Origin of the sequence: Robiginitalea marina (assembly GCF_024006985.1) — a bacterium.
Lineage (GTDB): Bacteria > Bacteroidota > Bacteroidia > Flavobacteriales > Flavobacteriaceae > Robiginitalea > Robiginitalea marina.
Genome location: NZ_JAMXIB010000014.1, coordinates 1 through 15,183, shown reverse-complemented (window position 1 = coordinate 15,183; position 15,183 = coordinate 1). Strand labels below are relative to the sequence as shown.

At 54.4% G+C, this 15,183-nt stretch carries 10 protein-coding genes; 7 read left to right on the top strand and 3 right to left on the bottom strand.

The window, feature by feature from the left end:
- Window positions 1-24: 24 nt before the first annotated feature.
- Window positions 25-543 (top strand): 5' nucleotidase, NT5C type, encoded by a 519-nt coding sequence (locus tag NG653_RS13395; protein WP_252742228.1) that lies wholly within the window; start codon window positions 25-27, stop codon window positions 541-543.
- A gap of 264 nt (window positions 544-807) precedes the next feature.
- A complete protein-coding gene (locus NG653_RS13390; RefSeq protein ID WP_252742227.1) occupies window positions 808-2,166 on the top strand; it encodes a YfcC family protein in 1,359 nt (452 codons plus the stop codon).
- Between the two features lie 182 nt (window positions 2,167-2,348).
- Here the strand turns inward: NG653_RS13390 and NG653_RS13385 are convergent, their stop codons facing one another.
- The 3 genes from NG653_RS13385 to NG653_RS13375 all read right to left on the bottom strand — a co-directional run bounded on the left by NG653_RS13385 (window position 2,349) and on the right by NG653_RS13375 (window position 5,346).
- Complete coding sequence (locus NG653_RS13385) at window positions 2,349-3,206, bottom strand: aminotransferase class IV (RefSeq protein ID WP_252742226.1); 858 nt, start codon at window positions 3,204-3,206, stop codon at window positions 2,349-2,351.
- Window positions 3,207-3,274: 68 nt separating this feature from the next.
- The gene (locus tag NG653_RS13380; protein WP_252742225.1) at window positions 3,275-4,522 is read right to left on the bottom strand and encodes an aminotransferase class V-fold PLP-dependent enzyme; all 1,248 of its coding nucleotides are present in this window, start codon (window positions 4,520-4,522) and stop codon (window positions 3,275-3,277) included.
- A 92-nt stretch (window positions 4,523-4,614) separates the two neighbouring features.
- Complete coding sequence (locus tag NG653_RS13375) at window positions 4,615-5,346, bottom strand: DUF6090 family protein (RefSeq protein ID WP_252742224.1); 732 nt, start codon at window positions 5,344-5,346, stop codon at window positions 4,615-4,617.
- Between the two features lie 185 nt (window positions 5,347-5,531).
- Between NG653_RS13375 and NG653_RS13370 the strand changes: the two genes are divergently transcribed.
- From NG653_RS13370 to NG653_RS13350, 5 genes are all read left to right on the top strand, one after another.
- The gene (locus NG653_RS13370; protein ID WP_252742223.1) at window positions 5,532-8,336 is read left to right on the top strand and encodes a triple tyrosine motif-containing protein; all 2,805 of its coding nucleotides are present in this window, start codon (window positions 5,532-5,534) and stop codon (window positions 8,334-8,336) included.
- Between the two features lie 322 nt (window positions 8,337-8,658).
- Entirely contained in the window at window positions 8,659-11,835 is a 3,177-nt protein-coding gene (locus NG653_RS13365) for a glycosidase (RefSeq protein ID WP_252742222.1), read from the top strand.
- Window positions 11,836-11,848: 13 nt separating this feature from the next.
- Complete coding sequence (locus tag NG653_RS13360) at window positions 11,849-13,261, top strand: Ig-like domain-containing protein (protein WP_252742221.1); 1,413 nt, start codon at window positions 11,849-11,851, stop codon at window positions 13,259-13,261.
- Between the two features lie 48 nt (window positions 13,262-13,309).
- On the top strand, window positions 13,310-14,125 hold the full coding sequence (locus NG653_RS13355; protein ID WP_370281139.1) for a glycoside hydrolase family 16 protein: 816 nt from the start codon (window positions 13,310-13,312) through the stop codon (window positions 14,123-14,125).
- Window positions 14,126-14,140: 15 nt separating this feature from the next.
- The coding region (locus NG653_RS13350) for a PKD domain-containing protein (RefSeq protein WP_252742220.1) at window positions 14,141-15,183 on the top strand (1,043 nt) is incomplete at its 3' end.

Sequence of the window (15,183 nt, the reverse complement as noted above, 5' to 3'; positions counted from 1 at the left end):
TGAGTACTTCGCAGGAAAAAGCGGATGACGGTTTTTGTTGACATGGATGAGGTCCTGGCCGATACCTACGGGGCCCATATCCAGAGGTATAATGAACGATTCGGTGCCGTGCTGACCCTTGAGCAATGCATGGGGGGCGAGGTTTGGCAACAGGTCCCGCACCACCGCGACCGGATCTGGCAGCATTACTTCGAACCGGGTTTTTTCCGCAACCTGGAGCCGATAGCCCACAGCAAGGAGGTCCTGGAAGCACTCGCCGGGAAATACCAGGTGTACATCGCTTCGGCAGCCATGCAGTTTCCGAATTCCCTTATTGAGAAGCACCAGTGGCTCGATGAGCACTTTCCCTTTATCCACTGGCGTAACCGCATCCTTCTGGGCGACAAGCATATCCTCCGCGGGGATGTGCTGATTGACGACCGCTCCCACAACCTGGAGACCTTCCAGGGCCGGAGCATCCTGTTTACCTCCCCCCACAACATCCACACCGAGGGGTTTGAGCGGGCCAATGACTGGTTGGAGGTGGCCGGGAAGCTGCTTTAAGGGCAGTTGGCGCCTGGAGTTTTATGACAGGGCCCCCACCCACCCGCGATAAGGTACGCTGGTTCCCTGAAATCACCTGGCAACAGGGTAGTTTTTTGATTATCCTAAAAAAAACATGTGGGCTAAATGGACTGAAACAGGTTTGTGCGGTACCCTGAAAGGATATAAGCACCCCTAAGCCAACCCTGGAAATACCCTTCCGGTTACTCATTTTTGCCTATCTTTTCCCGCTCATAACCATACCAAACCCGGCTTGTCGCGCTGTTGAAAGCCCCGACACGCCAGCTGCCGATGAAAAAATTCCCCAACGCCTTTGTCATTATGCTGGGGGTGATCTTCCTTTCCTGGGGGCTCACCTTTATTTTGCCCCAGGGCCGTTACGGCCGCGTGACCGATCCTGATACCGGACAAACCCGGGTCGTGGGAAATTCGTATCAGGAGGTGGACGGAGAAACGATGGGGGTTTTTGACCTCTTCCTGTCCGTTCCCGAAGGCCTGATAAACCAGGCCGACCTGATCGCCCTCATCCTGCTGGTTGGGGGCAGTTTTTACCTGGTTGAGAAAACCGGTGCGCTGGGGCAGGGCCTGCAGCGCATTGTGGACCTGGTAAAAGGGCGGGAAGCGGTGGCCCTGGTGATGGTTTCCCTGCTGTTTGCCACGGCAGGGGCGACTATCGGGTTGCAGGAGGAGATCATTGCCATGGCCCCCATCCTGATCCTATTCTGCCGCTCTATGGGCTATAATGCCTTTGTAGCCGTGGCCTGCAGTTTTGGTTCTGCGGTACTGGGGGCCGCGTTCAGCCCGATGAATCCCTTTGCGGTGGTCCTGGCCCAGAAGGAAGCGGAGCTCCCTTTAATGTCAGGGGCCCTGTTTCGGCTGCTGTTCCTTGTGCTGGCCTGGCTTATCTGGACAGGGTATCTGATCCGGTATGCGCGCAAGAACAGGGTTGCCCCCGAACCGATGGGCTCTGGCGCCCAAAAACTTTCAGGGCGCAACATCCTTGTGCTGTTCTTCCTGGTCCTGACCTTTACGGGGGTTACCTACGGGTTGGTGGCCCTGGATTGGGGGATGAATGAAATCTCCGCCTCCTTTTTCGCCCTGGCAATCCTTACCGGGGTCCTTTCTGGGATGGGGATTGACCGGGCCGCGCTTACCTACGTGGAAGGGATGAAGGAAATGACCTTCGCAGCCCTCATCATGGGGTTGGCCAGCAGCGTGCCCCTGTTGCTGGAAAAAGGGATGATTTTGGACACTTTGATTTACGGGTTGTTCACGCCCATGGAAGGCCTTCCCGAAACCCTGTCTGCCCTTGGGATGCTCGTCAGCCAGGCGTTGCTGCACTTCCCCGTATCGAGTTATTCGGGCCAGGTGGTGCTGACCATGCCGGTGCTAACACCCCTTGCCGACCTGGTGGGGGTATCCCGGCAGGTCTGCGTACTGGCGTACCAGTACGGGGCGGTAAATATGGACCTTATAGTGCCCACCAATGGGGCCCTGATGGGGATCCTGGCCGTTGCGGGCATTTCCTTTAACCGCTGGGTTCAGTTTATCTGGAAACCTTTGCTTCTCCTTCTTGGCCTCGGGGCAACGGCAATAGTAGTGGGGGTATCTACCGGGTTTTAGAGTTTGGAGAAATCGGACCACGGTAGCAGGGCTTTACAGCGCTGACCCCCACCCACCCGGTTTCAAAATAATCCTTATCCCTGTAATTCAACATCATAAAACCCGTCCGGTGCTTCCGGGCACCTCCTTCAATTCCCTATTCACCCTTGGGATGGCGCGTCGTGATTCCGCCGGGGCCTGCCTCATGGGGCTGTTTTCAAGTCCAGGAACGCCTCCTGCAACCTCCGGGTGACCGGGCCCGCAGACCCTATCCCGACAGGTTTCCCGTCGATTTCCGATATAGCCATGACCTGGGTGCTGGTGCCGGTCAGGAAGGCTTCATCCATGCCGTGGAGGTCCGATGCGGCCACGCCCTGTAACCGTACTTCGAGGCCAAGGGACCCGCAGAGTTCCAAAACGACCTGACGGGTGATCCCGTCCAGGATGGACGTATTGGCCGGGTGGGTATACACCACCCCATCCTTCACAAAAAAGACATTGCAGTGGGAGGCTTCCGTCACCACGCCATCGCGTACAAACAGGGTTTCGTAGCATTGCTGCTCCATCGCATACTGGTTGGCCATTACATTCCCGAGAAGGGAAGTCATCTTGATGTCGCAGCGCGACCACCGGAAATCTTCCCGGGTCACTACTTTGGCAAGGCCCCGGTTGATGTCGGGCAGGGCCTTTTCCCAGGCGTACATCAGGGCTGTAGGCCTGATTCCCGGGGGGTAGGCGTGCTGGCGGGGGGCCACCCCCCGGGTGATTTGGATATAGAGCATACAATCCTTCCCGGAGACCCCTGAAGCCTCCAGCAGGGAAGGGATCGCCTCCTCAAGGGTGTCCGCGTCATAGTCGATGTCAATTTTTCGCAGGCAAGCCTTCAGCCGGTCCATATGGGCCTGTTGGTAGAAAAAGCGCCCGTTTATCCGCGCCATGACCTCATAGATGCCGTCCCCGAACAGGAATCCCCTGTCAAAGACGGAAACAGTTGCTGCCCCAGCGTCCACGATAGCGCCGTTCAGGTAAACTTTGGAAGGATATTCAGGCCCTTTCGCCATGCTGCCAGTGCTTTTTGTGTTCACTCCCCTAAGGTACGACTTAGCGGTAACTTCGAGGGGTCAGGGGGTCAGGCCAGGGCATTTTTTAGCCCTTCCAGCAGCTGATCGATTTCTTCCTGACGGGTATAGTGCACAAAGGAAATCCGGATCACCCCCGGGTCGGTGGCCAGGCCCATATCCATCAGGGGCCGGTGCGCATAGAAATTGCCGTAGCCCAGCATCAACCGGTGGGCAGTAAGGGCGTCATAGACTTCCCGCACCCCTTTCCTTTTGGGTAAGATCGATACGATCGGGGCCCGGTCCTCCAACGTATCGGGGCCGATGATGCGCACATCGTCCCGCGATCGCAGGAAATCGAGCAGGGGCGCGAGCAGGGCCGTTTCATGCGCCCGGAACAGCCCGCAAAGGGCCTGGTTCCTTTGCGCAGGGGTGGCCGTTTTCGCGAAATGGTGGGCATACACCGCGTCGAAATATTCTGCCATGCCTGCTGCGGACCCGATCTGGGCATGGTCCGGGCCGGCTGGGGTCAGCATGCTCCGGGTGACCCCCTCCTTGAAGAAATGCGACTGGTTTTCCATCTTCCGGGCCAGGGCATCCTTCACGTAAAGCACCCCGAGGTGGGGGCCAAAGGTTTTATAGGAAGAGAACATGTAGATGTCCACCCCCAGGTCCTTCAGGTCGGGAAAGCCGTGCGGGGCCCAGCCGACCCCATCCACCACCGAGAGGGCCCCATGGGCGTGGGCCATGGCGGTAATTTCCTTCACCGGGTTCACGTGCCCGATTACATTGGAGCAATGGGGGTAGGCCACCATACGGGTCTTGTCGGAAAAGAGGCCTTTAAGGGTATCTGGCGACAGTACCCCCGTTTCCCGGTCCACATGCCATTCGACCACGCGCATCCCGGTTTTGGACAACCGCCTCCAGGCCCCGGCATTGGCTTCGTGGTCCTGGCACGATACGATGATTTCATCCCCTTCATCCCACATCGGGCGCATCGCCTGGGCCAGCACATACACGTTCTGGGTGGTAGAAGGCCCGAAATGGACCTCGGCAGCTTCCACATTCAGGTATTCCGAAATCCGCCGGTACGATTCGTCCATAAGGGCGCCGGCCTTTTCCGAGGCCGGGTAGGGGTAATAGGGTTGCACCTTGTTTTGGGTATAATAATCCGTCAGGCGGGTAATGACCTGCCGGCAGGGATAGGACCCCCCCGCATTTTCAAAGAATGCCCATCCCCGGAGCGAAGGCTCTGAAAAGGCAGGAAATTGCGAACGGATAAAGTCGAGGTCGGGTTTCACGGCAACAGTGTTTTTCATGGTAGGTGTTTTTAATGTGTTTCACCGGTTTTCTTAAATAAGCCCGCCTGAGAAAGGAAGGCTTGATCACGGGTGTTGGACAAAGCCCGGCATCACTCGAGGTTATCCAGTTCCCGGTCTATCCCGGCAATAACCTCTTCGGTTTTTGCCATGGTCCTCTCGTAAAATTCTATCCCTGCCGCCCGAATTGCGATGAGGGTGGCCAAAAAATTGATAAATCCGGTATCGGCCTTTATTTTCTCAAAGTCCACGGGAAACACCATAATGTCCCCATTATCCCGATAGCGCAGGTACCGGTTGATGTAGACCGGTTTGTCTGTATTGTGCAGGGACCATTCCAATTGCGTTTGGTCTTCTTTCAGGTACGGGAATTCATTTTCATAGAGGTTTGCAATCTGGTTTTTCAGCGTCCGGTTGGTCAGGATATCCACTCCCTGGCTTTTCAGGCTTTCGTAGGCCGTCCGTGTAAAGCGGGGTACATGGAACATGGGGAGCCAGGCCATGGCCGAATCAATTTGCTCCGAGTAGGGGGCATTTTGGTCAATCGCATCCATAAGGAAACGATACTGCACCACGGTATGGGCGTTCAGGGATTTGCCGAACTGCAGCCCATCCAGGGTTTCCTGAAGGTCCGAACGCAGGTCTGTAAGCAGGGTGGCCTGCCGGGCCTGGAGTTTCCTCTGGTCATTCCAGTTGTCGATCTGAAGGGCGATCAGAATCCCCAATACCACCAGCACAATCTCCCCCAGGGCATAAAAAAGATAGCGGCTCAACTGGCTGTTCGAGAGCAGTTTCCGTCGAAGTTGTCGAAAAAAATGGAACATCGGTCGCCGTGGTTTGGGAAGGAAAGCCCTGCTATTGGATTTCTCCCCAAGGTAATGATTTGACCGGATATTTGGAAGGCGGGCCTTTCCTGATATTCCCGGGACCTGAAAAGGAAGGGCAACACCCGGGGCCATTTCTCATAAAAGTATTTGTATTTTTAAAGCCAATAATTTTAGTTCCCGCCTTGAAAATAGCAGTAATCCTGTTTTTTGTCCTGCTTGGAAGCCTTCATGGCCAGGATGTGCCGCCTATCCGGAATTTTACCCCCTCGGATTACGGGGCGGAAAACCAGAACTGGTCCGTAACCCAGGGGCGTGACAAACTCATCTATATTGCCAATAACAAGGGCCTTCTGGTATACAACGGGTCGTCCTGGTCGCTGTATCCTTCCCCAAATAAGACTATCATGCGGTCGGTTAAGGCCATAGGGGACCGGATCTACAGCGGGTTCTACATGGATTTCGGGTTCTGGGAACGGGATTCCTACGGGGTATTGCGCTATACTTCATTGACCAGGCGGTTGGACATCGATATGGTGCCCGATGAAGAATTCTGGACCATCCTGGAGATCGATGGCTACATTATTTTCCAGTCACTCGACCGCATTTATGTCTATAACCCTTCTGATGAAAGCGTGGCCCGAATAGAAGCGCGGACCTCGATTACGAAAATCTTTGTAGTAGACGCGGTACTCTACTTCCAGCGGAAAGGCCTTGGGGTCTTCAGGGTTGAAAACGGATCCGAGGTATTGGTCAGCAACCACCCGGTGCTGCTCGAAGATGAGGTCATCAACATTTTCCTCGAGCCCGGGGGCTTACTCGTGCTGACCAGTGATAGCGGGTTTTTCAGGCTCCGCCCCGAAGGCCTGGAAGCCTGGGAAATTCCTGTTAACCCCATGCTCAAGGCTTCCCGCACCTATAGTGCCATTCAGTTAAGGCAGGGAGGGTTTATGGTTGGCACCATTTCAAAAGGTGGGTACCACCTCGATCGCCGGGGAAACCTGGTGCGGCAGTATGACCAGCTCAGTGGCCTGGGCAATAATACGGTCCTGGCCCTGTTCGAGGACAGGGACGCAAACATCTGGCTTGGGCTTGACAATGGGGTAAGCTATATCAACCCGGAATCCCCTTTCGCTAAATTCGACGATAAAAGGGGCGATGTGGGCAGCGTGTATGCAGCCCGGGCGCATGACGGCTTCCTCTACCTGGGGACCAACCAGGGGTTATTTTATAAGTCGGTGGGGTCCACCGGGGAATTTGCGCTGGTCGAAGGGACCAAGGGCCAGGTGTGGTCCCTGGACGCAATTGACGACACGCTTTTCTGCGGGCACCACACGGGCACCTTTGTGATCGAGGGATCACAGGCCCTTCGCATCGATGCTGACTCGGGTACCTGGAAAGTGGCGCGATTGCCGGGGAACCCGCAATGGCTGATACAGGGCAAATACGACGGGTTGAGCATCCTGGAAAAGGAGGGCCGATTGTGGAAGGTCAGGAACAAAATCGACGGATTTGAACATTCCTCGCGTTTTGTGGAGGTACTGGACCGTACGGTTTTTGTGAACCATGAATACAAGGGGATTTTCAAGGTGGCCACTGACCCGGGGTTTTCCAAGGCCGTATCAGTTACGGTTGACACTACCCTGATAGGGTATGATTCGGGCATCATAAAATATGGTGGTGAATTGCTCTATGCCTATTCGGAGGGCATTTTCCGGTATGACCCGGAGGGTGACCGGTTTGTAAAGGATACGACCCTGAAGGCGGTTTACGGGAAGGAAAAAAACCTTTCCGGGAGAATGCATGTGGACCCGACCAACAATAGCCTCTGGCTGTTTGGGGAGTCCAGTATTTATTTGGTCAGCCCCGGGAATTTGCTGGGCAACCCGAAGGTACAGGTGATCCCCCTGGCCGAAAAGGAGCGGAACGGGATTGTGGGTTATGAAAGCCTGGGGGTGCTTCCGGAGCCCGGAAACTATCTGATCGGCACCCGTTCGGGCTACATGGTGATTGACCTGAACCGCTATGCCCCGAAGGAATTTAACATCGCCCTGGCCTCCGTGCGTTACGAGGGCAGGCACCTGCAGTCCGGTTCGGAATCGCTTGCGGAAATTGCAAAAGCGGGGGAATTTACCCACCGGGAGAACAACCTCGATTTTTCTTTTTTCACAGGGGAATATGTTCCATTCCGCCCCCCGATGTACCAGTACCGGTTAGATGGTTTTTATCCGGATTGGAGCCCCTGGTCAGAAAATTCACAGGCTTCCTTCCGAAACCTTCCCCCCGGGAAGTATACCTTCCAGGTACGGGCCCGGATCGGGGACCAGCTCTCCGGCAATACGGCGAGTTATCCTTTTGTGATTGCCCAACCATGGTACAGGACCCGCCTGATGTGGGCGATTTACGCGCTAATGCTGGCCCTGGCAGGATGGGTCATCCATACGCAGTACCGAAATTATTACCGAAAAAAACAAAACAGGCTCCTGGAGCGCAACCAACGCGAACTCGACCTGGCCCGTGCCCGCAACGAGCGGGAAATCGTAAAGCTCAAAAATGATCAGCTCCGTAAGGATTTCAGAAAGAAAAGCAATGAACTGGCGGCATCCACGATGAGCATCATCAAGAAAAATGAAATCCTGAACCGGGTTCGCAAGCAGATTCAGGATCGCTTCAGGGACAGCGGGTCCATTCAGCCCATTATTCAAATTATCGACCAAAGCCTGGGCCAGGACGATGACTGGGAATTGTTTAAAGAGGCCTTCAACCATTCCGACCGCGAATTCCTCAATAAACTTAAAGCGGCCCATCCGGAATTATCCCCGAATGACATCCGGCTTTGCGCCTACCTGCGCCTGAACCTCACTTCAAAGGAAATTGCCCCCCTGTTCAATATTTCGCCCCGCAGCGTGGAGATCAAACGATATCGTTTGCGTAAAAAAATGGGCCTGGAGCACGATGAAAACCTGGTAAACTACCTTCTTACCCTTTAGCCTGTCCAAAAGCGCCTTTACAATACCTCAACATTACCTATACAACTATACCTCAACGAGGCAATCAAGCCCGGGTACCATCATTATCAATGCAGGCTAAAACCACTGATTTAATTGCGATTTTGAGAAATATACCTATTTTTTTATGCGGTGTATGTTTTTTGTATAGGGTGGAATTGCGGATATGTTAATTCATTTAAGATAAGTTTAAGCTTGAGTTAAAGAATCGTTTTGCCCAGGAAGGTTTTACGTGGCTTTTTGCACTCGATGGAAGCTGCTTTGCCGGGGAACTCGGAATCGCTCTAATCCAAACTATTGCATTATGAAGAACAGCATTATTGGTATTTTTCTCCTCCTTTTTACTGCGGGCGCCTTTGCCCAGGCAGATCAGGTTTCCATTGCCAGGGATTCGGATGGGATGCGATTGAAGGTCAACGGCAGGGATTTCATGATCAACGGGATGAACTGGGATTATATCCCGATCGGGACCAATACGGTTAATGCCGATTTCTGGAACAAACCCGATGAAATCATCAAGGCCGGCCTCGATACGGAGATGTCCTTGTTGCGAAATATGAATGTGAATGTGATCAGGCAGTATACCGGGGTGCCCGCCCGCTGGATTGCCTACATCTACGAAAACTACGGGATTTATACCATGCTGAACCATTCCTTCGGGCGGTATGGACTCACCATTGACGGGGTTTGGATCGAAATTACGGACTATGCGGACCCGCGCACCAGGGAATTCCTGCTCGGGGAGGTAGCCCAACTGGCCAGGGAATACAAAAATACCCCGGGCCTATTGATGTATTTGCTGGGGAACGAAAACAATTACGGGCTGTTCTGGGCCGGGGCCGAGACAGAGGACTTTCCGGATGACGAGGAGGAAAAGAAATTCATCGGCGAAAAAAGGGGAAGGCCCATGTACCAGTTGATGAATCAGGCGGCTGTTCTTATGAAAGGTATTGATGCTTCCCACCCCGTGGCCATTTGCAACGGGGATGTCCTGTTCATCGATATCATTGCAGAGGAATGCAAGGACGTCGATATCTACGGAACCAATACCTATCGCGGGGTTTCCTTTGGCGATATGTTTGAGGTGGTCCGCGAAAAACTCGACATGCCCCTGATGTTTACCGAGTTTGGGGCCGATGCCTTCAATGCCATCAAAAACGCCGAAGACCAGCAGGCTCAGGCTTATTATATGGTAGGTAACTGGAAGGAAATCTATGAAAATGCCGCCGGGCTGGGCAAGGCGGGAAACTCTATCGGCGGGTTTACCTTTCAGTTCAGCGATGGGTGGTGGAAGTACGGGTTCAATGACCGGAAAAATGCGGACATCCACGATGCGAATGCCTCCTGGTCCAACGGGGGATATGGCCTGGATTATGTTGTAGGCGAGAACAACATGAATGAAGAATGGTTCGGGATTTGCGCCAAAGGGCCTACCGACCCCAGGGGGCTCTACGACCTGTATCCGCGGGCGGCGTACTACGCCCTGAAGGAAGCCCACAAGCTTAACCCTTACGAACCCGGCGTTACCCTGGAGTTTGTCCAGGATTATTTCGGGAGTTTGCAGATCACCGATGCCGTACTTAGGGCGAGGGGCGACAAAGCAGCCCTGATCGGGGAGCAAAACAGCAAACTTCGCGTAAGCAACCTCAGGGCTGAATTTACGACCTATAACACCGGGGGCAACCTGATTACCACCCCGGATACGCCGGACCCCGACAACCTCACTTTTCCGAGTGAACTCGGGTTCGGCCATATGCAATCGTATTTTGTAGGGGTAGAAGGAATGCCGACTTCCAATATGAGGGCAGAGGTAAACGTGAGTATCCTGGGCAATGTGGCCAACAACCCCATAGATGAGATCTTTTACGAAAACCGGGGCCGCACCATTACAGTGAATACCCAGGAAGGCGTCCTGGACCTGACGGACCTGAATCGGGTACAGATCTACAATGCCTCCTACGAATGGAATGCCAAACACTTTGACCTCAGGGGCTTCTACCGTACCGGGCACTACCATTGGGGGTACGAGGGCGACTTTTTCGGGTTGTACCCGGAAGCCAACTACGGCCCCAACCTCGATATCTATAACGGCGAGATCTCAGGGTTTGAATTCGACGGAAAAAGGGAACTCAACGGTCTTAAACTGGCCTTTGGCCCCCAGCTGTGGTGGGGTGCCAACCCTGCCGTTCTGGTCAAATACAGCCGTGAAATAGGAAAGTTCAACGTTACCGGTATCTTCCACGAGGACGTAGACGATTTTGGAACCATTGTGTCTTCCCTGGCAGTACCCATGCCCAGGACCCGGAGGGCGACCCTCCATGTCGAGCGGGATTTCGGGAAATTCGGGGTCGCGGTCGGAGGCATCTGGGGCGGACAGCCCCTCAATGGCCGGGAATTCCAGTTCACCGAGGACAATCCCAACTTTGATCCCGACGCGCCCGGCACAGAGTCCAAATATATTGTGTTCACCGACCAGGTAAACTCCGAGGACAACTGGGGCGCCAAGGCAAAGATTACCTATGAAGGCGGCAAGTTCAACTGGTACGCCCAGGGGGCGGCCATGGGCCTGGTAGCGAACGGGGGGGCCGATTACACGCGCACCTTTACCGGATGGCGCCTGAAAGACAGCGGCAGCGGGAACCAAACCAACTTCCTCTCCGGGTTTACGTATCAGGCAGGAAACGTGCAAATCGCACCCAACTTCTTATGGCAGAAACCCATCGTGGGCCCCATGCCCAATGATGTGCAGTCCCCGGGACGGTTGCGGAACATCCTCGACGACCCCTTTTCGGTGCGGTGGAACCGCGAAATGGTAGCCGGGGAATTACTGCTTACCTGGGACCCGACCCCGGGTACCTGGATGTACGAATGGGACAATGACCGGGCCGAAGACGCCAAACTGGCGGTGAGTGCCGGGTTTGTGTTCCGCCACCAACCCACTTCCATGGATGCGCATATCGGATTCCTTGGGAACCGGAGCATATTCGCGTTCCCGAATGCAGTTCCTGCCCAGGACCTGTGGGAAACCCATGCCCGTATCGTTTCCAAAGTAAACCCCGACCTTGGGTTAATTGCCAACCTCTATTTTGGAAATGCCCAGGCCAATGGTGACAGCCCGCGACTGGTTGAACGCGTAGGGGGCGATATCCGGGTCATCTACAAGAAATTCAAGCTGGAACACGCCTTTAAGATCAACGACTGGGGGCCCTTTGACTACCACAGGGACTTCAACCTCACCTTCCCGGTGCAGCTGATGCTCGATCTCTCCACCACCCTTGGGAAACCGGATTGGTATATCCTGCCCAACACCAAAATTGGCATTCGGGGCACCTGGAGGTCGCTTAACGAATTTTCGCCCCGCTACCTGCCCAATGCAACGTCTTCCGAGTTTGCGACGGAACCCACCATCAGCCCCGTTGGATTTGGTAACGGCAACGAGTGGGAGATCAGGACCTATGTCCATATCAATATTGGGAAGTAAACGAGATAAACTGATGAAAAACGCAAAAAGCATGTACTATAAGCAATTACTTCTTACCGGGCTCCTGCTGGGGTTCCTTACCGGCTGCGAGCGGGAAGTTTCAGACGATGTGGCGTTTGCAACCCTGACGAACAACCCGGATGTTTTTATCGACGGCTTCAGTGGGGGCCTGGAGTATCTGCCCTTTAACGGATCCAGGCTCGACGCCTTCAAGGTAGATACCGAGGTTAAATACCAGGGGGAGGCTTCCATGCGCTTTGATGTACCCAACTTTGGCGATCCGCAGGGTGCCTTTGCCGGGGCGATCTTCCCGGACAACGGGGGCCGTGACCTTTCCGGATACGATGCCCTGACTTTCTGGGCCAGGGCTACCAAAGCGGCCACGATCAACGAGATCGGCTTTGGCAATGATTTTGGGGAGAATAAATTCCTGGTGACCCTCACCAACCTGAGGATCAGCACCGGCTGGAACAAATACGTCATCCCCATCCCGGACCCCTCCAGGCTGGTTGCGGAAAAGGGGATGTTCTGGTATTCCGAAGGCCCTGAAGACGGGGACGGCTATACCTTCTGGATCGACGAGCTCAAGTTCGAGAAGCTTGGCACTGTGGCCCAGCCCCAGCCTGCAATTTTCGGAGGGGAAGACCTGGTTGCCCAGTCGTTTCAGGATATTGAAAGCACCATCCCGCGTGCCGGCCTGACCCAAACCTACAACCTGGCCTCCGGGATCAACCAGACCGTGGTGGCTGCCCCCTCGTATTTTACCTTTGAATCCTCGGATCCTGAGGTGGCCAGGGTTAACGAGCTGGGCATTATATCCTCTGTGAAAACCGGGAGTGCGACCATTTCGGCTACCCTGGCCGGGGTGCGGGCCAAAGGGTCCCTGACCCTGGAAGTCGGCGGGCCTTTTGAATTTGCCCCCGTGCCTCCGCAGCGCAACCCCGAAGACGTGGTTTCCGTTTTCAGCGACGCGTATGCCAGTGCAGCCATTGAATACTTCAACGGGTTCTTTACCCCGGATGGCCAAACCACCCTGGGCGGAAACATCGACATCAACGGGGATAATATCATTGCGTATTCCGACCTGAATTTTGTGGCCTTAAAGACCCTGAACACGGTGAATGCCTCTGCCATGACCCACTACCACGTAGACCTGAGGGTCGAGGATGCCCAATTGGATCCGGGGGATTTCCTGAGGGTCCTGTTGCTGGATGCCGGCCCGGATGGCGCCCTGGGCACCGGGGATGACACCCAGGCCTTTGTGGAATTCAGGAGTCCGGTACTGGTGGCCGGGGAATGGGTCAGCCTCGACATCCCGCTTACCGACTTTGCCGGCTTAAACCGCTCTAACCTGTCCCTCTTTTTCCTGGTGTCCGACAGTACAATTTCCGAGGTTTTAGTCGATAACATGTACTTCTACAGATAAGAATTTGCTATGAAAAATTTCACTCAACGCTCACAAAAACCTAAAGCTGTGGTTTCAAAAACCCTGATTATTGCGGCCTTTACCCTCATGGGGTGGGGGTGTTCGAACGACGATACCCAAACCGTGGTGAATTTCACGGAACTCACCATGCAGGATGAGTTTGACACGGACGGCCCGCCAAACCCGGACATTTGGAACTTCGATATCGGAACCGGCCAGAATGGCTGGGGCAACAATGAGTTGCAATACTATACGGACCGGCCCGAAAATGTAACCGTGAATAACGGGTACCTGATCATTACCGCCAGGCAGGAAAGCTTTGAGGGTTCTAACTATACCTCTGCCCGCCTGGTGACCAAAAACAAGTTCGAACAGCGGTACGGCCGGTTTGAGGCCCGGATGCGTTTGCCCTATGGGCAGGGGATGTGGCCCGCCTTCTGGATGCTGGGTGCGGATATTGACACCAACCCCTGGCCAGGCTGCGGGGAGATCGACATCATGGAAAACAAAGGCCGGACCCCCAGTATTGTCAGCAGTGCCGTACATGGCCCCGGCTACAGTGCAGGCCAGGCCATCTTCAAGGAATACGATTTCGTGAATGACCGGGTCGATACCGGGTTTCACGTCTACGGGATCGAATGGGGCCCCGGGTATATCAACTTCTATGTAGATGATGTCCTCTACAATCAAATCACCCCTGAGGATGTAACCGGGGAATGGGTATTTGACAACGGGCCCTTCTTCCTGCTGCTTAACCTGGCCGTGGGTGGAACCTTTGACGGCCCCCCCAATGCAGAAACCGTGTTCCCCCAGTCCATTGTGGTGGATTACGTAAGGGTCTATAAAAACAACAGGGTAAACTAAAAAACAAGCGAAACGATGAAACCAATACTCACACAGGCCAGGAAATTTTCCATGTTTATCCTTGCCATTGCCTTTTTGGGATGTACGGATGTTGAAGACATACTCCCGTCGGTAACTTCTGCCTTTACCTATACCATCAATGAGGATACCGGGACGGTTACCTTTATCAACCTGTCAGAAGGGGCAAACAAGTACGCCTGGGACTTCGGGGACGGAACCACCTCTTCCGAAATCAACCCGATAAAGGCCTACACGGCAACCGGCACCTATACAGTGTCGCTGGTAGCCACCAATGTTTCAGGGGCATCCGATACTTCGGAAGATGTAATCTCCATCCTGATCAAACAGGGCATTTCCCTGCCGATTACCTTCGACGATGCGAATGTGGCCTACGAAGCCACCACCTTTTCGGGTGCTTCCTTCGAGATTGTGGAAAACCCCGATGTTTCCGGATCCAATGACAAGGCATCCAGGGTCGGGGCCATCACCAACAGCGGCAATGCCTTTGAAGGGATCTTTTTCGACCTGCAAACGCCAGTGGACCTGACTGCAAGGAAGACCATCACCATGAACGTTTGGGCAGAGGCCCCGGTTCCGGTCCTTTTGAAACTTGAAGAAGGGACTTCCGCGGCCATAGAGTTTGTGGCCAACCACGGGGGTACCGGTTGGGAAGAAATCGCTTTCGACTTTGATTCCGAGGCCTCTTATTCCCGACTCACTCTTTTTGTTGATGGCCCGGGAACCACTGCCGGCACCTTCTATGTGGATGATATTGTGCAGTTGGAAACGGATAACGGGGGTAATACGGGAGGCTCTATAGAGGCCTGTGAAGGCGGGGAGCTGGTCAATGACTTTGAGTCTGCCGATGACAGTATATTCAACAACTTTGGGGGCGGAGTAGGTACTATTATCGACAATCCGGACACTTCGGTAAACACGAGCGCCAAGCTGGGGCAGTACGTCAAGAATGCCGGGGAAGTATTTGCGGGGATTACCATAGAGGTGGATCCAGACATCGCTTTCAACGCCGGGGTATTCTCCATCGACGTCAACTCCCA

Coding starts and splice junctions, on each gene's coding strand:
- NG653_RS13365 (WP_252742222.1), top strand. CDS start 8,659: ATGAAGAACAGCATTATTGGTATTTTTCTCCTCCTTTTTACTGCGGGC.
- NG653_RS13380 (WP_252742225.1), bottom strand. CDS start 4,522: ATGAAAAACACTGTTGCCGTGAAACCCGACCTCGACTTTATCCGTTCG.
- NG653_RS13385 (WP_252742226.1), bottom strand. CDS start 3,206: ATGGCGAAAGGGCCTGAATATCCTTCCAAAGTTTACCTGAACGGCGCT.
- NG653_RS13360 (WP_252742221.1), top strand. CDS start 11,849: ATGAAAAACGCAAAAAGCATGTACTATAAGCAATTACTTCTTACCGGG.
- NG653_RS13395 (WP_252742228.1), top strand. CDS start 25: ATGACGGTTTTTGTTGACATGGATGAGGTCCTGGCCGATACCTACGGG.
- NG653_RS13375 (WP_252742224.1), bottom strand. CDS start 5,346: ATGTTCCATTTTTTTCGACAACTTCGACGGAAACTGCTCTCGAACAGC.